Origin of the sequence: Blautia sp. OM06-15AC (assembly GCF_003481425.1) — a bacterium.
Classification (GTDB): domain Bacteria; phylum Bacillota; class Clostridia; order Lachnospirales; family Lachnospiraceae; genus Fusicatenibacter; species Fusicatenibacter saccharivorans.
In genome coordinates this window covers 22358-42268 of the sequence record NZ_QULD01000006.1, presented here as the reverse complement: position 1 = coordinate 42268, position 19911 = coordinate 22358, and the positions used below count along the sequence as shown (strand labels likewise).

Sequence of the window (19911 nt, the reverse complement as noted above, 5' to 3'; positions counted from 1 at the left end):
TGGGGTGCAAAAAGACAAAAAATAAGAACAGCCCGCGGATATGCGGGCTGCTCTTTCATAATGAGGGGGGAGATAGTTTTGAGTGGTTCATCAACTATCTGAGATATAGTATAGTGAAGAAATGTGAGCAAAGTATGTCTATTTTCTAAAAGAAACAGTAAATTTCTAAAGAATAAGTGAATCCATCCATTGAGTAAATCACTTCCGTCCGCCAAAACGTAGATGGGTCCCCAGGCGCAGCGGAGCGTCCGCCCCCCGCGGTGCCTGGGGGTCGTATCCTCCCGTCCTATTCAAAAGAAAGTTTCCGGTTCCCATAACTCTTCCGGTACTGTCCCGGCGTCATCCCGGTGAGTTTTCGGAAAGCCGTGGAAAAATTATGCGCATCCTGAAATCCCACATTATAAGCAATCTGAGAGACCGTGTGATTTGTGTCCGTCAGCTCGGCCATAGCGCTGTCCGTTTTGGATTTCAGGATGAATTGTTTTAACGTCATCCCGGTGCCCTCGTGGAAGAGGGAGGAGAGGTATTTGTCGTTGTATCCGAAATAACGGGCGAGTTCGGTGACTTTGAGGGACTCGCTGCTGTGGTACTGGATGTAGCTGATAATGTCCTGCAGGATCTGCGTCCGCTGCGTTTCGGAAGTGTAGGTGCGGTAGAAGGGGCTCTGACAGTTGATTTCGCCGAGAACAGCGGCAGTCAGGCTGTTGTTGAGGAACGTGCTGTGGAAACGCAGGGAAGTGTCCTGGAGCTGCTTCATGAGGATGATGACGCGGTTCGGGGAGGAAAGCGTTCCCTGGCGCGGGATGCATAACGTTTCGGGGTAGTTGGATGGAAGCTGGGCGGGAGCGAGGTCCTCAAGGCGGTAGGAGGATGGCGGTGCAGCATGAAACTCATCCAGAACCGATCCGGCGGTCGGGTCAGAAGGAGCGATGATCGGTGCGGATGGGATACCAGGGATAAAATGGAGCCAGTAGAAAGCGCAGCTTCCTTTTTTCGAGCCGTGCTGATGGACGGTCGGAGGCAAAAGAAGATATTCGCCAGGATGGACTTCGTAAGAGCGGCGTTCGTCCGCGATAAAAAGCGTTCCTTCCGTCACAACCATCAGTTCAAAATTGACGAGATTCCGTGTCAGGTGCATCCACTCCGGGGACGGGGACTGGAATTTGCCGCAGAGGTCGTAGGTAAAACAGGCGGCATCTGGAAATAAAACAGAGATCATATGACTTTTTCAAACCTTTTCAAACATTCTTGTATTTTAAACGGCGGTCCGTTTTGCTAAAATAAAACTATAGAAAAACAGGAAAACAGCCGTCAAAAGAAGTGTAACGCTTCCCATCCCTGAAAGCAAGGAAAATATCTTTTTCAAACCAGGAGGCGGCGGAAGACAACGAAAAAGGAGACCGAAAAAATGGATCAGAAAAACTTCAGCAAACCATTATCCCTGGCAAAAGTCCAGGTTACTGATGCATTCTGGAAAAAAGAGATGGAGCTTGTCCGCACCGAAGTAATTCCGTATCAGTGGAATGCCTTAAATGACAATGTTCCGGGAGCAGCACCGAGCTTCTGTATGCGGAACTACCGCCGCGCCGGTGAAGTTGAAAAAGAGCGGAAAGCAAAAGGAGACAAATTTGTTCAGATCAAATATCCGCTGGATACTTTTGAGACACTGCCGAAGGATGGCAAAATGGACGGAAGATTTTATGGCTTCCTGTTCCAGGATACCGATTTTACCAAATGGGTGGAGGCAGTTGCGTACTCCCTGACACAGCATCCCGATCCGGAGCTGGAAAAAACGGCAGATGAAGCAATTGAAGCTGTCTGCGCAGCACAGAGAGAAGACGGATACCTCGATACCTACTATCTGATCAACGATCAGGATATGATTTTTACAAACCTTAAGGACAACCATGAGCTGTACTGCTTCGGTCATCTGACGGAAGGCGCCGTAGCCTATTATCAGGCGACCGGAAAAGACCGTCTCTTAAAAGCAGCAGAGCGTTTCGCGGACTTTATTGCCAGCAAACTCGGTCACGGCGAGGGTAAAAAAGCAGGTTATCCTGGTCACGAAATTGCAGAGATGGCTCTGATGCGTCTCTATGATCTGACCGGCGAGCAGAAGTATCTCGATCTTGCAAAATACTTCATCGACGAGCGCGGAACAAAACCATACTATTACGATATCGAGCGCGGTCTGACCTGCCCGGAGGGCGAGGAACGATATAGCTACAATCAGGCAAACCGCCCGGTGCGTCAGCAGGATGAGGTGCAGGGGCACTCCGTACGCGCCGTATATCTCTATTCCGGCATGGCGGATGTGGCAAGGGCAACGCAGGATGAGAGCCTGCTGAAAGCCTGTGAAACTCTCTGGAACAACATGGTGCATCAGAAAATGTACGTCACCGGCGGAATCGGTGCCACTCATATAGGAGAGGCATTCTCTTTCAACTATGACCTGCCAAACGATACCGCTTACGCAGAGACCTGTGCATCCATCGGTCTTGTGTTCTTTGCTCGCCGCATGCTGGAGATTCAGGCAAAAGCAGAGTACGCGGATGTGATGGAATTAGCCCTCTACAATGGCGTTCTCTCCGGAATGGCGCTCGACGGAAAGAGCTTCTTCTATGTCAATCCGCTGGAGGTACTGCCGGAGGCATGCCACAAGGATGAGCGGAAATTCCATGTAAAACCGATCCGTCAGAAATGGTTCGGCTGTGCCTGCTGCCCTCCGAACCTGGCAAGAACGGTAAGCTCAGTTGCATCTTACGCATACACGGAAAACGACACAACCCTGTTTGTCCACTTGTACATGGGTGGAACAGTGGAAGGAGAAAAAGTAAAATCATCCATCACTTCCGAATTCCCGTGGGACGGCCATGTTTCCGTGACCTGCGAGAGCGATACCAAAGAGCCGTACACCTTTGCATTCCGCATCCCGGGATGGTGTGCTTCTTATGAAAAAGAGATTCCAAAAGGCGCAGAAGTGGAAGAAAAAGACGGGTATCTGTATGTGACAAAAGTATGGGCGAAGGGTGAGACGATCCGCCTGAACTTCCCGATGGAAATCCAGTTTTTGGCATCCAATCCGCTTGTACGCGAGGACGCCGGCCGTGTTGCCGTAAAAAGAGGACCGGTTGTTTACTGTATGGAAGAAGCAGACAACGGAAAGAATCTGCATTTGACAAAACTCTGTGTGAATGGTGAAAAAACCGCAGAAGCAGCCGATGAGCTGGGCGAGCACTTTGTGAGCGTAACGGCCGAGGGACGTCGCATGAAGCTGGGCGATGCGGAAAAACAGCCGTTGTATCATCTGTATCAGAAAGAGGAAGAGGAAAAGACGAAACTGAAGCTGATTCCATATTATATGTGGAACAACCGAGGTGAGGGCGAAATGCAGGTATGGATCCGCGCATGTGAATGATTTTATTAAAGAAGAAATAAAAAACTCCGGAAAAGGGATGGCTCCTGATGCAGCCTCCCCTTTTTTCCGGAGTTCTTGTTATGCCAAAATATGAGAATCCTGCAAAAAAGAAAGTGAATTTTTTGCAGGATTCTTTGTGCTATTGGTACAGATTATTTTCTGCTTCTCATAGAAAGACTGCCGAAAGCAGAAGAAACGGCGGGCAGAATCACGAGGACGACTGCAAGGACAATCATTCGATCCACAAAGTCTGTCATGGCCTGTACAACGCAGACAGAGAGAGTCAGATTCATACCGAGGCTGTGAAGCAGCTGCACCAGCACAGTGGAGCCGGAGGAAGTAATTCCACCGAAAACAACCGCGGTGATTGTGGAACTTACCACAGTACCCGGAAGTGAGATCACAAGTGCTGCCGGAAACAGCTTCCAGCCCATGGAGCGGAGGGAAAGACTCTCGCTGCGGGATCCTGCCGTATGGGACGGGCGGAGTCTGCGGAATACAAGGCCGGCAACGAGACCGATGACAAGCTGCACCGGAATATAGTAAAACGCATAGACATCACTCGTCATGCCGGAAATGAGTCCGGAGATCAGTCCCGGAACGAGGCCTGCAGCAGGTCCGAACAGAGCGGCTGCCAGAACTGTTCCGATGGAGTCCAGATAAACCGGAAGACGCAGCAGCAGAGCAATGGTACCGCCGAGAATATTGATGACACCGCAGAGCGCGAGTGTCGTGAGTTTTAACGTACGGTTAGTATTCATCATGCCTCGCCTCCCTTCTGAAACATCGTCTCATGTGGGAAGACCGGCGGTGCGGTGAGAATCTGGTCGAGAACCGGTGCGGATTCCTCCTGCGGCACGCCGAGAACGCGCTCAAAGAACATCAGGAAGAAACGGCGCACATCGACCTGCGTCAGAATGTGGCTGTTCGGTGCTTTCTGATAAAAATTCATGGCATCCACAACCGTCTGTCCGATGCAGAGGCCTCCGGTTTCTACCTGCGTATACGCATCAAAACCGCTGCAGAGCGACGGATCCACAAGATAAGCGGCCGCGAGCGGATCGTTGATCACGCATCCGATGACCTTTTCCTGTTTCCAGTGGAAATCAAAGTAGAAGCGCGTCAGCTCCTCAATGCGGGTTCCGACTCCTGGATTTACGCATTTCATATATTCCACAAGATTCGGCGTCAGGACAATTTTTCGTGTGACATCCAGCCCGATCATATGAAGCTTTTTGCCTGCAAGCTGCGGCAGCTCGGAAAACGCGCGGAATACTTCGGCTGCGGCATCCGGGTCGCACCAGTAATTGTACTCGGCAACCGGGGAGCAGTTTCCATGGCTCTTATAGCTTCCGCCCATGGAGACAAGAGCCGTCAGGTTTGTCAGGCACTCCGGTGCGCGGGAGATGACTTTTGCAAGGTTCGTCATCGGTCCGAGGGCAAGAATGGTAACATCAGGGGTTGTTTTTAAGGTTTCGATCAGGAAAGAAACAGCGTCCTTGTTTGGCGTAAGGCCTTCGGCATCCGGCCAGCCCGATTCGCCGAGACCGTCCATGCCGTGGGTGTCCATCGCGTCCACGTAGTCGCGGACCAGAGGCGTCTCCTCGCCGACATAAACCGGGACATCTGGTTTTCCAATCATAGAAAGAATTTTGAGGGCATTTTTAGCGCCCATAGAAGCGGGTACATTTCCGCTGACTGTGGTGATGCCGACAAGATCCAGCTCTTTCGAAGCCGCGGCAAGCATCAGGGCGAGAGAATCGTCGATGCCCGGATCACAGTCGATGATCAGTTTTCTTGCATTCATTTTCCAATCTCCTTTGATGAAAATTTTGAGATACTTGGTTTTTTATACTGGGAAGTTCACGAACCAGTCCGGACACCCGCAAAAAGACGGGAAAATCCGATTGCATAAATGCACGGGAAAGAGTATAGCACAGATAAAAAAAAAAATCTAGTAAAACAAACCTTGCCTGTTTTGAAAAAATCGGTTATGGTATAGAAAAGCATACAGCAAATGAGAACATGGGAGAAAAGAAAATGGCAGATGGATTTTTAGCACCAACTGGGAAATTCTATCCCAAAACAGAAAATTTTCATGCGCAGACCGCGCGGGCGATTTTAGGTTCGGACGGCCAGACGGACGAGCCGATCCAGGAGCTTTTGCGCCGCGGTTATATTTTATTTGTAGGATTCCACAAACCAGGCGAACCGGAAAATCTCCATGCCGATATGGATTACGTCCTCGGCGGACCGGGGTATCCGGCGACCGAAGGGCAGAAGGCCTGGATTGCAGAACATACAGAAGAGCTGTCGAGAAAGCAGCAGTTTGACATCAACAACGACGAGACAACCTTTGAGAACTTTTACATCAGCAATGTCCGCATGTTTCCCTGGTGCAAAGGGTGTGCCGAAGAGAAAGCGCGTGACCTCTGGGGCAATGCACAGAGCGAGGAAAAGCCGAAGCGGTGTGATGCGTGTCCGGCCTTCAGGAACCGTCCGCTTTAACGAAAAACAGAAAATGTCAGAAAATAATCTGGTGAGATTATAATAGGAAGAAAAAATACTTTTGCACAGTAATGCATCAATGGGGGAAATCCGCAGAAGCCGCGTAAATACGCGATTTTTTGCGAATTTCCCCCTTGACTTTTGAAAGGACAGACGCTATAATAAACGAGCGTGCGTAAAAGACTGTTTTTTGTGCGCGCAAAAGCTGCAAAGCAATTATGTTGAACTAAAGCAGCCGTATGAAACCCCGTGGGACACACGGAGAAATCTATCAGGAGGTGAAATGGAATGCCAACATTCAACCAGTTAGTAAGAAAAGGCCGTGAGACTTCCGTAAAGAAATCTACCGCGCCGGCACTGCAGAAAAGCTACAATTCTCTGAGAAAGAAATCCACAGATATGTCTTCTCCTCAGAAGAGAGGTGTGTGCACAGCTGTTAAAACTGCTACACCGAAAAAACCTAACTCAGCTCTTCGTAAAATCGCCAGAGTTCGTCTTTCCAACGGAATCGAAGTAACAAGTTACATCCCAGGAGAAGGTCACAACCTTCAGGAGCACAGCGTTGTTCTGATCCGTGGAGGAAGAGTTAAGGACCTGCCAGGTACCAGATACCACATCATCCGTGGTACACTTGATACTGCAGGTGTTGCTAACAGAAAACAGGCCCGTTCTAAATACGGTGCTAAGAGACCGAAAAAGAAATAATTAAGTAAAACGAGTTCGAGATATATCTAGTATCACAAAAAAAGCGAAATGTTGTGCGTTATTCCATAAATCCCCACGGCTGCGGATTTATAGAGAATTTACACGCGCGGACATACTGCAAATAAGTGTGAGTACCGATGATTTAATCGAATGATGGTTAAGGAGGGAAGTAACGTGCCACGTAAAGGACATACTCAGAAAAGAGATGTTTTAGCAGATCCGTTATACAATAACAAAGTGGTAACCAAGCTGATCAACAACATCATGCTGGATGGTAAGAGAGGCGTTGCCCAGAAAATCGTATACGGCGCATTTGCTAAAGTAGAAGAAAAAGCTGGAAAACCAGCAATCGAAGTATTTGAAGAAGCAATGAACAATATCATGCCGGTTCTTGAAGTAAAAGCAAGACGTATCGGTGGTGCTACTTATCAGGTACCGATCGAGGTAAGACCGGACAGACGTCAGGCTCTTGGCCTTCGTTGGCTGACCGCTTATTCTCGTAAGAGAGGCGAGCGTACCATGGAAGACAGACTGGCAAACGAGATTCTGGATGCATCTAACAACACAGGTGCTTCTGTGAAGAAGAAAGAAGAAGTTCATAAGATGGCAGAGGCTAACAAGGCATTTGCTCACTACAGATTCTAAGAGGAGGAAAATCCGTTGGCTGGAAGAGAATATCCATTAGAGAGAACCAGAAACATTGGTATTATGGCTCACATCGATGCAGGTAAAACAACCCTGACCGAGCGTATCCTGTACTATACCGGTGTTAACTACAAGATTGGTGATACTCACGAAGGAACTGCTACCATGGACTGGATGGAACAGGAGCAGGAACGTGGTATCACAATTACTTCAGCTGCTACAACCTGCCACTGGACTCTGGAAGAGAACTGCAAGCCGAAACCGGGCGCTCTTGAGCACCGTATCAACATCATTGATACCCCAGGCCACGTTGACTTTACCGTAGAGGTAGAGCGTTCTCTTCGTGTACTGGACGGCGCTGTCGGCGTGTTCTGTGCAAAAGGTGGTGTAGAGCCTCAGTCTGAGAACGTATGGCGTCAGGCTGATACCTACAACGTACCGCGTATGGCATTCATCAACAAGATGGACATCCTTGGTGCTGACTTCTACAATGCTGTAGATCAGATCAAGACCAGACTTGGTAAAAATGCTATCTGCCTTCAGCTTCCAATTGGTAAGGAAGATGAGTTCAAGGGAATTATCGATCTGTTCGAGATGAAAGCTTACATCTACAACGACGATAAGGGTGATGATATCTCCATCACTGATATTCCGGAAGATATGAAAGACGACGCTGAGCTGTATCATACAGAACTGATCGAAAAGATCTGCGAGCTGGATGATGAGCTGATGATGCGTTATCTGGATGATGATATCCCGTCTGTTGACGAGATGAAAGCAGTTCTGCGTAAAGCTACCTGCGAGTGTACAGCTGTACCGGTATGCTGCGGTTCTGCATACAGAAACAAAGGTGTTCAGAAACTTCTGGACGCTATCCTTGAGTACATGCCGGCTCCGACCGATATCCCGCCAATCGAGGGTACCGATCTGGACGGAAACCCGATCGTAAGACATTCTTCCGATGACGAGCCGTTCTCCGCACTGGCATTCAAGATTATGACAGACCCATTCGTTGGTAAACTGGCATACTTCCGTGTGTACTCCGGTACTATGAACTCCGGTTCTTACGTACTGAATGCAACAAAAGATAAAAAAGAGCGTGTTGGACGTATTCTTCAGATGCATGCAAACAAACGTATGGAGCTGGATAAAGTTTACTCCGGTGACATCGCAGCTGCAATCGGATTCAAGTTCACCACAACAGGTGATACCATCTGCGACGAGCAGCATCCGGTAATCCTTGAGTCTATGGAGTTCCCGGAGCCGGTTATCGAGCTGGCTATCGAGCCTAAGACAAAAGCAGGCCAGGGCAAACTGGGTGAGTCCCTTGCAAAACTGGCTGAGGAGGACCCGACCTTCCGTGCACACACCAATCAGGAGACTGGTCAGACCATCATCGCTGGTATGGGTGAGCTGCATCTGGAAATCATCGTTGACCGTCTGCTTCGTGAGTTCAAAGTAGAGGCTAACGTAGGTGCTCCGCAGGTTGCATACAAAGAGACCATTACCAAACCGGCAGACATCGACAGCAAATATGCAAAACAGTCTGGTGGACGTGGACAGTATGGTCACTGTAAAGTTAAATTCGAGCCTATGGATGCAAACGGCGAAGAGATTTACAAATTCGAGTCTACCGTTGTCGGTGGAGCTATTCCGAAAGAGTATATCCCGGCTGTAGGCGAAGGTATCGAAGAGGCTATGAAAGCCGGTATCCTGGGAGGCTTCCCGGTAGTTGGCGTTCATGCAAATGTATACGACGGATCTTATCATGAGGTCGACTCTTCTGAGATGGCATTCCACATCGCCGGTTCTCTGGCATTCAAGGAAGCTATGCAGAAGGGAGCTCCGGTTCTTCTTGAGCCTATCATGAAAGTCGAAGTTTCCACTCCGGAAGATTACATGGGTGATGTTATCGGTGATATCAACTCCCGTCGTGGTCGTATCGAGGGTATGGATGACATCGGCGGCGGAAAGATGATCCGTGGATTCGTACCGCTGGCTGAAATGTTCGGTTACGCAACAGACCTTCGTTCGAAAACTCAGGGACGTGGTAACTACTCCATGTTCTTTGATAAATACGAGCAGGTTCCGAAAAACGTACAGGAAAAAGTTCTGTCTGCAAAAGCAAAATAATTTGAGAAACCGTACTGGTTGTGCAGTCCTTACCGGCTGCACAGCCTGAATGTATATCTTTTTCAAAGATTTCCCTTGCAAATAGGACAGAAATGCAATATAATCAGACTTAGCAGGTTTACGATTCAGGTGGGTTCCTGCCACCAATTTAGTCTCAAAAAAGCCCACTGGGCGCAATTTTAAGGAGGACATTTTAAAATGGCTAAAGCTAAATTTGAAAGAACAAAACCGCATTGTAACATTGGTACCATCGGCCACGTTGACCATGGTAAAACAACTCTGACCGCAGCTATCACAAAAGTACTTTCTACCAGAGTAGAAGGAAACACTGCTGAGAACTTCGAAGATATCGATAAAGCTCCGGAAGAGAGAGAGCGTGGTATCACAATCTCTACTGCACACGTTGAGTATCAGACAGAGAAAAGACACTATGCACACGTTGACTGCCCAGGCCATGCTGACTATGTAAAGAACATGATCACTGGTGCTGCACAGATGGACGGAGCTATCCTTGTAGTAGCTGCTACAGACGGTGTTATGGCTCAGACAAAAGAGCACATCCTTCTGTCCCGTCAGGTAGGTGTACCTTACATCGTTGTATTCATGAACAAATGCGATATGGTAGACGACGAAGAGCTGCTTGAGCTGGTAGACATGGAGATCCGTGAGCTGCTGAACGAGTATGACTTCCCGGGAGATGACACTCCGATCATCCAGGGTTCTGCTCTGAAAGCTCTGGAAGATCCGGCTGGCCCATGGGGAGATAAAATCATGGAGCTTATGGATGCAGTAGATAGCTGGATCCCGGATCCGCAGCGTGACACTGATAAAGATTTCATCATGCCTGTAGAGGACGTATTCACCATCACTGGTCGTGGTACTGTTGCTACTGGCCGTGTTGAGGCTGGTGTTCTTCATCTGAATGAGGAAGTTGAAATCGCAGGTCTGAAAGAAGAGACCAAGAAAACTGTTGTAACTGGTATCGAGATGTTCCGTAAACTCCTCGATGAGGCTCAGGCTGGTGATAACATCGGTGCTCTGCTTCGTGGTGTTCAGAGAACAGAGATCGAAAGAGGACAGGTTCTGGCTAAACCAGGTACCGTTCACTGCCATACCAAATTTACCGCTCAGGTATACGTTCTGACAAAAGACGAGGGTGGCCGTCATACTCCATTCTTCAACAACTATCGTCCGCAGTTCTACTTCCGTACAACTGACGTAACAGGTGTTATCACTCTTCCGGAAGGAACTGAGATGTGCATGCCTGGCGATAACGTTGAGATGACCATCGAACTGATCCACCCGATCGCTATGGATCAGGGTCTTACCTTCGCTATCCGTGAGGGTGGCCGTACCGTTGGATCAGGCCGTGTTGCTACTCTGATCGACTAATTTCGGTTATCTATGAGCAGTGCAAATTCGGAGAGTAATGACCGGTGGGAGCTTGCTCACACAAGGGCATTAGTCGGAGAATTTATAGGGCGACAGCCCGACCGAGATGGAGCGAAGCGAAATCGAGGAAAGCACTGCGGGAAATAAAATATAATTGTATCGAAAGATACTTGTGCTCAAACGTAAGAGACCCCGGCGCCGTAAGGCGGCCGGGGTTTTTCTGTTTTTAACCAAAAGAAACTTATCATATATAGCAGGATATGATATAATTTTTATTAGTTGAAATAAAAGAGAATAAGAAAGGAAAAAAGATGGACTACTTGGAGGCAATTGATGAAACCTCTTATTTATCAGTACCGAATGCAATGGAGAGAACTGCTGCAGTGCGTGGGAATTGTACCGGATAACATTTCTTCCCTGGTACATGCGTTTGGAATTCGTTTGAAAAAACAGGAGATATGGCATCCGGCATATGAAGCCTTTTGCCGATGCGGGGAACCGTATGTGCTTACCATGGAAAATCTGAAGGGTATTACAGAAGTACAGCCTGTCGGAACGTGTGTATACATTGTGGAAAACGAAATGGTATTCAGCTATCTTATGGAACAGGTGCAGGGAAAGAATGTGTCGCTGCTGTGTACGTCGGGACAGCCGCGGTATGCAGCATTAAAACTGATTTCGTTGATCGTACAGAGTGGGATTCCCATTTACTACAGTGGAGATCTTGACCCGGATGTGATCAAAACCAGAATCTGTAAAATACGAATTGTGAATGATGGGAAAAGATAGAACAGAAAGGATTTTACCAGCATGATTACAAAGGCGGACATCAAACAGGAGACGAATTCCGTATCATATAACCGTGGAAAAAAGATTTATGAAGAACAGAAAGTGCATGCTTTTCAGGTACAGGAAATGAAGGATATTTTCGGATATCAACTGCATAAAATTACAGCTGTCGTAGACGGAAGCGGAAAAAATATGTATTGTGTCAGCGTTTCTGTAGATGAAGAAATGTCTGAAATTATGGAAGATGATTGTGATTGTCCGGCACATGAGCAGTACTGGGGATTGTGCAAACATTGTGTCGCTGTTTTGCTGTACTATCTTGAATGGCGGAAAAAAGAGAGAAAAAAACTGGAAGAAAAAGTGAGAAATGACGAAGAACATCAGGAACTGGAGCAGCTTCTTCGTGCTGTCGGCGTGAAAAAAGGAATGGAAGAATTCCAGGGAGAACATAAAATTGTCAGAAAAGTAGTAAAACCAACACCAAAAGCAGAGACAAGCCCCGGTTTTTCTGAACTGCTTTCACATTATGTGATGCGGGATCAGGTTGCTTTTCTGCCGAAAGCAAAAGCAGGTCAGGTTAAACTGGAAATTCATCTGGAGAGCCAGTTTGACGATTCCTTTCGGGCAGAATTTAAAATCGGAAGCAAAAGGATGTATGTATTAAAAAGTGTTTCCAAAATGACAGCAGCTGTAAAGAATATGGAAACGGTCAGCTACGGTGCGCAGCTTTCTTTTTTGCACTGTATGGATGCTTTTGAAGAAGAAAGCCGTCCGATGGTAGAATTTCTGAGTGCATATACCATGGAATGCGGCTCATGCTATCAGATAGGTACCGGCAGCTATGCGTCCTGTTTTGATGACCGTTATGTGATGATTTCTGTGCAGAATATGGATGAATTTTTTGAGGCTGTTGGCAGCCAGGAGTTCTTTTGTCGTACGAACTGGAGAGAAGAAAAACTGTGGCACTGCCAGGAGGGGATGCCGCAGTATGAAATGAAGCTTTTACGGAAAGCAGATGGCCTAAAGGTACAGATGTATGCGGATCCCATTTTTTATGGCAGAAAATATTTGTATTTTCTTTCAGAAAAAAATACAATTTACCGAATCCCAAGGGAAGAGATAGCAGAAGTCTGCGACTTCCTGGAATATATGGAGCGATGTCCGGACGGAGTCTGTGAAATTGCAAAAGAAGATATCCCGACCTTCTGCCAGGGACTTCTTCCGGTGTTGGAGGAACATTTTAAGGTAAAAAAAGAAGAAAAGCTGGAATTACAGCAGTATCTTCCGCCGCAGGTGGAATTTCAGATTTATCTGGATGCGCCGCAGCATGATATGATTACCTGCGAACTTCTGGCTGTCTATGGCGAGAAAAAATACAATGTTTTTGCAGATGCAAACGATATCCATCAGCTTTCCCATGGCCGTGATGTACGGAAAGAAGCGGCGGCAAACCAGCTCGTTCGATCTTGTTTCAGTGCCTATGATGCGCGGAAACATCAGATGCTTCTCCAGGGAGCCGATGAGATGTATGAGTTTTTAAGCAGCGGTATGGAAGATCTGCAGAAACTGGGCGAAATTTTTGTTTCTGACCGGTTAAAAGCGATCCGTGTCATCCCGTCCCCGAAAGTTTCTGTCGGTGTATCCCTCGCAGAAAATGTACTGGAACTTCATTTGAATCCGGGCAATTTTGGCATGGAGGAACTGGCAGAGATTCTTTCAAAATATGACCGGAAAAAGAAATTTTACCGCCTGAGGACCGGTGAATTTATGGATATGGACGAGGACGGTATCCGCGTTCTCTCGGAACTGCGGGAAAATCTGCAGATCTCCGAGGCAAAGCTGAAGAGCGGCGAGATCACAATTCCGAAATACCGAGCACTCTACCTCGATACCCGTTTAAAAGAGCAGGATGATCTTCAGGTTGAGAAAAACCGCGAGTTCCGTATGCTGATCCGAAATATGAAAACTGCAGAGGAGAACGATTTTGAACTTCCGGACAATCTGCAGGCACAGCTCCGTGAATATCAGAAAACAGGATTCTGGTGGCTGAAAACCTTATGCCAGAACGGCTTTGGCGGTATTCTGGCGGATGATATGGGACTTGGAAAGACGCTGCAGACCATCGCCTTTCTCTTATCTGAAATGCAGGAAGCACCCGAAGATGCAAATCGTCGTTCTTTGATCGTTGCACCGGCATCTCTCGTCTATAACTGGGAGAGCGAATGTGCCCGCTTTGCTCCGGAGCTGCAGACGAGACTCGTCGCCGGCACACAGGAACAGAGGAAAGAGATGATCCAAAATGCCGGTATGCAGGATATTTTGATTACCTCGTACGATTTGCTCCGCCGCGATATCGAACTGTATCAGGATCTCCCGTTCTTCTGCGAGATCATTGATGAGGCGCAGTTCATCAAAAATCACGCAACGCAGGGAGCAAAAGCTGTGAAAACGATCCATGCATCGTTCCGCCTGGCATTAACCGGAACACCGGTAGAAAACCAGTTAAGTGAACTATGGAGCATCTTTGATTATCTGATGCCGGGATTCCTCTATGGATATCAGAAATTCCGCGAGCAGTTTGAACTTCCGATTGTGCGAAACGGCGACGAAGAAAGATTAGAACGTCTGCAAAAGATGATCCGTCCGTTTATTCTGCGCCGTCTGAAGAAGGAAGTGCTGAAGGATCTGCCGGATAAAATTGAGAAAAATATGGCTGCCTGCATGGAACAGAAGCAGAAGGAGCTGTATCATGCACATGCCCAGCGGCTGGCGCTTATGCTGCAGAACCAGACAGAGGAAGAATTTGCCGATTCCAGGTTCCAGGTGCTCTCTGAACTGACGCGGCTGCGTCAGCTCTGCTGTGATCCTGCGCTTGTTTACGAAAATTACGAAGGCGGTTCGGCAAAACTCGATCTCTGCATCGAGCTGATTCAGAGTGCCGTGGAATCCGGCCACAAAATCCTGCTGTTCTCCCAGTTCACTTCGATGATCGAGATCCTGACCGCGCGTCTGCAGGAAGAAAGCATCAGCTACTTTGTCCTGCAGGGAAGCACGAAAAAAGAGCAGCGTGCACAAATGGTGGAACAGTTCAACCGGGATGACACGTCTGTATTCTGTATTTCCCTAAAAGCAGGCGGAACCGGCCTGAACCTGACCGGCGCGGATATCGTCATCCATTACGATCCATGGTGGAATGTTGCAGTTGAAAATCAGGCGACAGACCGTGCACATCGTATTGGGCAGAAAAATGTTGTGACGGTATACAAATTGATTGCAAAAGGAACCATCGAGGAAAAAATCATCAAGCTTCAGCAGAGGAAAAAAGAGCTGGCGGAAGAGATCCTTTCCGGTGATGAAATTAAGACAGCATCCTTTCAGAGAGAGGAACTGCTTGAGCTTTTGGAAGAACGGTTCTGAAACCGCAAAAAGCAGAAAAAGATTTGATGTAAGGACGAAATGCAGCAGCAATGCAGGAAAATATAAAAGGGATACGTTTCTGTCATACCCTGAAAACGGGCGGACAGGAAACGTATCCCTTTTACAGTAATAGTCTATTCGAAACCAATCTTACAGAAGCTGAATATTCATCACATCCATCACCTCTCGTGTCTCCATCGGCCATACCGAGCACTGTACCTCTCCGATGTGCGCTTTGCGCAGGAAAAACATACAGATACGGGACTGTCCGATACCGCCGCCGATTGTCTGCGGGAGAGTGCCGTTCAGAATAGATTTCTGGAAGGGAAGCTTCGCGCGGGACTGGCATCCGCACTCCTTTAACTGGGCGCGGAGAGCATCTGCGTTGACGCGGATACCCATGGAGGAGAGCTCAAGGGCGATGTCAAGCACTGGATAATAAACGATCAGATCGCCGTTTAAGGACCAGTCGTCGTAGTCCGGGGAACGTCCGTCCTGACGCTCTCCGGAAGCAAGCACGCCGCCGATCTGCATAATAAAGACAGCACCTTTTTCTTTGGTGATTGTATACTCTCTTTCCTTTGGAGTCAGATCCGGATAGCGATCCTCAAGTTCCTGGGAAGTGATAAAGAAAATTTCATCCGGCAGAATGGTTTCGATGTAGTCGTACTGGTCTGCCATATGTTTTTCCGTGTTTTTCAGTGCCTCATAGATATCTTTTACGGTACTCTTTAAGAAATCAAGATTGCGTTCTTCCGGGGACATGATTTTTTCCCAGTCCCACTGATCCACGTAAACGGAGTGAATGTTGTCGGTCACCTCGTCCTGGCGGATGGCGTTCATATCGGTGTAGATGCCTTCTCCCTCAGAGAAGCCGTATTTGTGAAGCGCGTACCGTTTCCATTTTGCCAGAGACTGAACAATTTCAGCGGTTTTCTTGGTACCCTGATCCTTTAACTCAAAAGAAACCGGGTGTTCTACGCCATTCAGATTGTCATTCAAGCCGGTTTCCGGCTGTACAAAAAGCGGAGCTGTTACACGGAGCAGATGCAGACGATGTGTCAGCTCGTGCTGGAAATAATCCTTTACTGTTTTAATCGCCACCTGTGTATCGTGGAGGTTTAATGCAGATTTGTAACCCTGCGGAATAATAATTTCTCCCATTACTTTAAAACCCTCTTGTTTTAGATTTGCTTTTCGAATCACGCCTTCTCAAAAAGCTTCAAATTTAGTTTACCATGTTTTCCATGGAAAGCAAGGAAAAGATACGAAAAAACCAAAGATAGTAAAGAATTTTTTCGACATAATTTTTTTGCTGAAATTCTCCCCGGAAATACGAATTTTTCCGAAAATCAGAGCGCTTATGAAAGAGGCGGAATTATTCGGAAACCCACTGGCGCAGAAACGCTGCGGACTGTTCGATGAACGATAACTGATCCGGCGCATCGAAATGCTCGATGGCGAGATAACCGTCGTAATCGCACGCTTCTAAATCTGTAAGAAGCTTTGCCATCGGCAGATATCCCGTTCCGGCCGGTGTCTGGCCAAGGCCGCGGCAGAAACGTCCGTGAACGAGCGGGCTTTCGGCACGATCCTTACAGTGAACATGGACAATATAATCCTTCAGAAGCCAGGCAGCATACGAAACATCCTCATCACTGAAAGCAAAATTTCCGATATCAAGCGTATACCGCAGCCCCGGCACGTGCTCCATAAACCAGAGCAGCGGATATGTGCGTGCAAACGGCTGTAAAAAACCGTCAAAGTCCTCTAAGGTAATCGTAACGCCACGCAAAGCCGCATATTCGGCGAGTGAGGAAAGCGCATGTACCATATTTTGAATCGATTTGTTTTCGGCCATAAAAGTACTCGTTGCCTCATAGGTGCTGCTGCAGGCTGCAAGCTCTGCCGCTTCGGCAGTTTCAAGCGCGCCTGCAACAAACAGGACACGCGAAACCTGCTGCGATGCCGCAGTATCGAGCATCTGCTGTGCTCTGCCAAGATCCGTATCATGGGAAAAATCAAAGGTTTCATGCATACAGCTGATCACCAGCCCCGCATCGGAAAGCATCGGGGCAATGACCTCTCTTTCTGATGCAAACAGACTGTAGTTCATCTCAACAGCCGAAATTCCCTGCTCCCTGCAGAACGCGAGCACTTCCGGAATCGTCTTACCGGACTGCTCACACGCCTGTAGAATGTGTTCGTAAAAAACGGAAAGCTTTCTCATATAACATTTCCTCCTGATTTATGCAATGTGTACACGGATTCCATCCGCGTATTGCAGAACATTTTTGATCGTGAAATCAGACACCTGTTTTGAAAAAATCAAACGGGATACAGATATCGGTAAACTGCAGCTGCTATTTTTGGTGTGAAGAAAGATACACTTCCTCCGTAGATGGATTCACCCATGCATTATCCAGTGGTGCCGGTCTTCGTACTACAGGAACGCACCAGCGTACCCCATTTTTGATAATCTTCTGAATCACCGGCATATGGTAAATGGGGTATTCCTCGTGTCCCGGCTGAAAATAGAAAATTTTGCCCAGCCCACGTGTAAAGGTGCATCCGCTGCGGAACACCTCACCGCCTGCAAACCATCCCGTAAATACCACATCATCCGGTTTGGGAATATCAAAAAACTCCCCATACATCTCTTCCTCCGGAATATCCACCCATGCCGGAATTCCCTGCGCGATCGGATGGGTCGGACACGTACAGAACAGTCTCTCACGATCCCCATGCCGCCACCGAAGCGTCATACTTGTTCCGAGAAGCTTCCGCATAATCTTGGAATAATGCCCTGAATGCAGAACTACCAGCCCCATTCCGGCCAGCACATGACGCCGAACCCGCTCGGCCACATCGTCCGAGAACTCCTCCTGCAGCATATGATTCCAGAACACCAGCACATCGGTATTTGCCAGCACTTCTTCCGTCAGCCCATGCTCCTTCTCGTCAAACACAGCCGTCCGAACCGAAAGCTCCTCCTCTTGTCTCAGAAACTTTGCAATACAGGTGTGAATCCCGTCCGGATAAATCTCTTTCACTTTCTCCTGCGTTCGCTCATGCTGAAACTCATTCCAGACCGTAACTCGTATCATTCGTCCATCCTCCTTCTATAAGAAAAAAATGTATCATTTTCAAAAAGTTATCGATAGCAAATCTTGAAAATAATGAAAAAAGCAGTCGTTCACACTCTGCGGTACTGAATTTTTGCGTTATTTTCTGGCCTTACTATAAATTATACTCGTGCTATACCAATATTTCAATTCACAAATTCCTTGACATCCCCTCCGAAATCCCGTATACTAAACAATGCGCAGCCGGGGAGATAGCGGTGCCCTGTACCCGCAATCCGCTACAGCGGGGGTGATGCCAATCCGAGGGCTTTTTCATTGCGAAGCTGCCTTCTATAAGTGACGTTGACGTCTGGGTCTTACGCAACAGGACTCCATGAACCGTGTCAGGGCAGGAATGCAGCAGCACTAAGTGGAATCTCCTGTGTGCCGTGAGGGTGCCTGGGCCGAGTAGGCTGTAGGAGTAACGTTTGTGGTGAGAGTTCGAAGTGCGGCGCGCATAAAAAAGAAAATCCAAGGAAGCCTGAACCCCAGACTTCCTTTTTTCGTACAAAAAATAGAAACTCCCGCGCTTTCTTCCCCCCGAACTATTGTGAGAACGAAAAAAATAGGGTATAATGTAAACATTCCATAATACTGCCAAGAAACAAGAAGCAGTCGTGAAAATCTAATAAAGAACAGGATGGGAAAAGTCATATGTTAAGAATTGGTCTGTTAACAAGCGGCGGAGACTGCCAGGCATTAAATGCGACCATGCGCGGAGTCGTAAAAGGCCTTGCAAACAATGTAAAAGATCTCGAAGTATATGGATTCATGAACGGCTATAAAGGCCTCATCTACAGCGATTACCGCATGCTCAGTGCAAAAGATTTTTCCGGTATATTAACACAGGGAGGAACTATTCTCGGAACCTCACGTCAGCCGTTTAAGCTGATGCGTACCCCGGATGCAAACGGTCTGGACAAAGTGGAAGCAATGAAGCATACCTACCACAAGCTCCTTCTGGACTGCCTTGTCATTCTTGGCGGAAACGGAACCCAGAAAACAGCAAACCTCTTGAGAGAGGAAGGACTGAATATTATCCATCTTCCGAAAACCATCGATAATGATATCTACGGAACGGATATGACCTTCGGTTTCTACAGTGCCGTCAATATTGCATCCGATGCGATCGACTGCATCCATACAACAGCCTCCTCTCACCAGAGAGTTTTTATCGTAGAGGTTATGGGTCATAAAGTAGGCTGGCTGACTCTGTACGCCGGAATCGCAAGCGGCGCAGACGTTATCCTGATTCCGGAAATTCCATACGATATTGAAAAAGTATGCGAGGCCATCAACAGACGAAAAGAGCGCGGAAGCGGATTCACCATTCTTGCCGTTGCCGAGGGTGCAATTGCAAAAGAAGACGCAGCACTTCCGAAGAAAGAGCTGAAAAAACGTCAGGAAGAAATCGCAAAGAAATACCCGTCCGTATCCTACAAGATCGCAGAAGAGATCGAGGCAAAGACAGGCATGGAAATCCGCGTCACCGTACCGGGCCACATGCAGCGAGGCGGCAGCCCGTGTCCGTATGACCGTGTCCTTTCCACAAGACTCGGATCTGAGGCAGCACAGCTTATTCTGGACAAACAGTACGGCTACATGGTCGGAATGGTCAACGGAAAAGTAAAGAAAATTCCGCTGGGCGAGTGCGCCGGAAAATTAAAGACCGTAGATCCGAATGCACAGGAAGTCCTGCAGGCAAAACGGATGGGAATCAGCTTCGGCGATTGATGCGTTCCCGAAAAAGGCAAGGAAAAAGAACGGAGGCCTTAAAGC

Annotated in this window: 15 protein-coding genes, 1 other RNA gene and 1 riboswitch; of the genes, 10 read left to right on the top strand and 6 right to left on the bottom strand. The window is 47.9% G+C overall.

Annotation, left to right across the window (positions count from 1 at the left end; genetic code table 11):
* Positions 1-286 precede the first annotated feature (286 nt).
* A complete protein-coding gene (locus tag DXB83_RS09350) occupies positions 287-1219 on the bottom strand; it encodes an AraC family transcriptional regulator (protein WP_055265646.1) in 933 nt (310 codons plus the stop codon).
* Between the two features lie 189 nt (positions 1220-1408).
* On the opposite strand from DXB83_RS09350, the gene DXB83_RS09345 reads away from it, so the two are divergent.
* Positions 1409-3418, top strand: coding sequence for a glycoside hydrolase family 127 protein (locus DXB83_RS09345; RefSeq protein ID WP_118697501.1), 2010 nt, complete (start codon positions 1409-1411; stop codon positions 3416-3418).
* 152 nt (positions 3419-3570) lie between these two features.
* On the opposite strand, the gene DXB83_RS09340 is transcribed toward DXB83_RS09345, so the two are convergent.
* Positions 3571-4182: an ECF transporter S component gene (locus DXB83_RS09340; RefSeq protein WP_022463255.1), complete on the bottom strand. Its 612-nt coding sequence runs from the start codon at positions 4180-4182 to the stop codon at positions 3571-3573.
* Positions 4179-5225 (bottom strand): nucleoside hydrolase, encoded by a 1047-nt coding sequence (locus DXB83_RS09335; RefSeq protein WP_117509905.1) that lies wholly within the window; start codon positions 5223-5225, stop codon positions 4179-4181. Before DXB83_RS09335 ends, DXB83_RS09340 begins: the two co-directional genes overlap by 4 nt.
* A 28-nt stretch (positions 5226-5253) precedes the next feature.
* Positions 5254-5298: riboswitch (PreQ1 riboswitch) on the bottom strand.
* Positions 5299-5458: 160 nt separating this feature from the next.
* Between DXB83_RS09335 and DXB83_RS09330 the strand changes: the two genes are divergently transcribed.
* The 7 genes from DXB83_RS09330 to DXB83_RS09300 all read left to right on the top strand — a co-directional run bounded on the left by DXB83_RS09330 (position 5459) and on the right by DXB83_RS09300 (position 15007).
* Positions 5459-5926, top strand: a complete 468-nt coding sequence (locus DXB83_RS09330; protein WP_118697500.1) for a hypothetical protein — start codon at positions 5459-5461, stop codon at positions 5924-5926.
* Between the two features lie 288 nt (positions 5927-6214).
* Positions 6215-6631: a 30S ribosomal protein S12 gene (rpsL, locus tag DXB83_RS09325; RefSeq protein ID WP_022463258.1), complete on the top strand. Its 417-nt coding sequence runs from the start codon at positions 6215-6217 to the stop codon at positions 6629-6631.
* A 174-nt stretch (positions 6632-6805) separates the two neighbouring features.
* Positions 6806-7276: a 30S ribosomal protein S7 gene (gene rpsG, locus DXB83_RS09320; protein WP_022463259.1), complete on the top strand. Its 471-nt coding sequence runs from the start codon at positions 6806-6808 to the stop codon at positions 7274-7276.
* A gap of 15 nt (positions 7277-7291) precedes the next feature.
* Positions 7292-9409 (top strand): elongation factor G, encoded by a 2118-nt coding sequence (fusA, locus tag DXB83_RS09315; protein WP_117509903.1) that lies wholly within the window; start codon positions 7292-7294, stop codon positions 9407-9409.
* Positions 9410-9607: 198 nt separating this feature from the next.
* The gene (gene tuf / locus DXB83_RS09310) at positions 9608-10801 is read left to right on the top strand and encodes an elongation factor Tu (protein ID WP_022463261.1); all 1194 of its coding nucleotides are present in this window, start codon (positions 9608-9610) and stop codon (positions 10799-10801) included.
* A 333-nt stretch (positions 10802-11134) separates the two neighbouring features.
* Positions 11135-11590 carry a DUF2399 domain-containing protein gene (locus tag DXB83_RS09305; protein WP_117802593.1) on the top strand — a complete coding sequence of 152 codons (456 nt, stop codon included), beginning with the start codon at positions 11135-11137 and terminating at the stop codon, positions 11588-11590.
* A 21-nt stretch (positions 11591-11611) separates the two neighbouring features.
* Complete coding sequence (locus DXB83_RS09300) at positions 11612-15007, top strand: DEAD/DEAH box helicase (protein WP_118697499.1); 3396 nt, start codon at positions 11612-11614, stop codon at positions 15005-15007.
* Between the two features lie 150 nt (positions 15008-15157).
* On the opposite strand, the gene asnA is transcribed toward DXB83_RS09300, so the two are convergent.
* The 3 genes from asnA to DXB83_RS09285 all read right to left on the bottom strand — a co-directional run bounded on the left by asnA (position 15158) and on the right by DXB83_RS09285 (position 18114).
* Complete coding sequence (gene asnA / locus DXB83_RS09295) at positions 15158-16171, bottom strand: aspartate--ammonia ligase (protein ID WP_022463264.1); 1014 nt, start codon at positions 16169-16171, stop codon at positions 15158-15160.
* Between the two features lie 214 nt (positions 16172-16385).
* A complete protein-coding gene (locus DXB83_RS09290) occupies positions 16386-17237 on the bottom strand; it encodes a sugar phosphate isomerase/epimerase family protein (RefSeq protein WP_055219283.1) in 852 nt (283 codons plus the stop codon).
* Between the two features lie 133 nt (positions 17238-17370).
* A complete protein-coding gene (locus DXB83_RS09285) occupies positions 17371-18114 on the bottom strand; it encodes a ThuA domain-containing protein (RefSeq protein ID WP_022463266.1) in 744 nt (247 codons plus the stop codon).
* A 214-nt stretch (positions 18115-18328) separates the two neighbouring features.
* On the opposite strand from DXB83_RS09285, the gene ffs reads away from it, so the two are divergent.
* Both ffs and DXB83_RS09275 read left to right on the top strand, forming a co-directional pair.
* Positions 18329-18591: signal recognition particle sRNA large type (ffs, locus tag DXB83_RS09280), an RNA gene on the top strand.
* Between the two features lie 195 nt (positions 18592-18786).
* Positions 18787-19866 (top strand): 6-phosphofructokinase, encoded by a 1080-nt coding sequence (locus DXB83_RS09275; RefSeq protein ID WP_022463267.1) that lies wholly within the window; start codon positions 18787-18789, stop codon positions 19864-19866.
* The last annotated feature ends 45 nt before the right edge of the window (positions 19867-19911 follow it).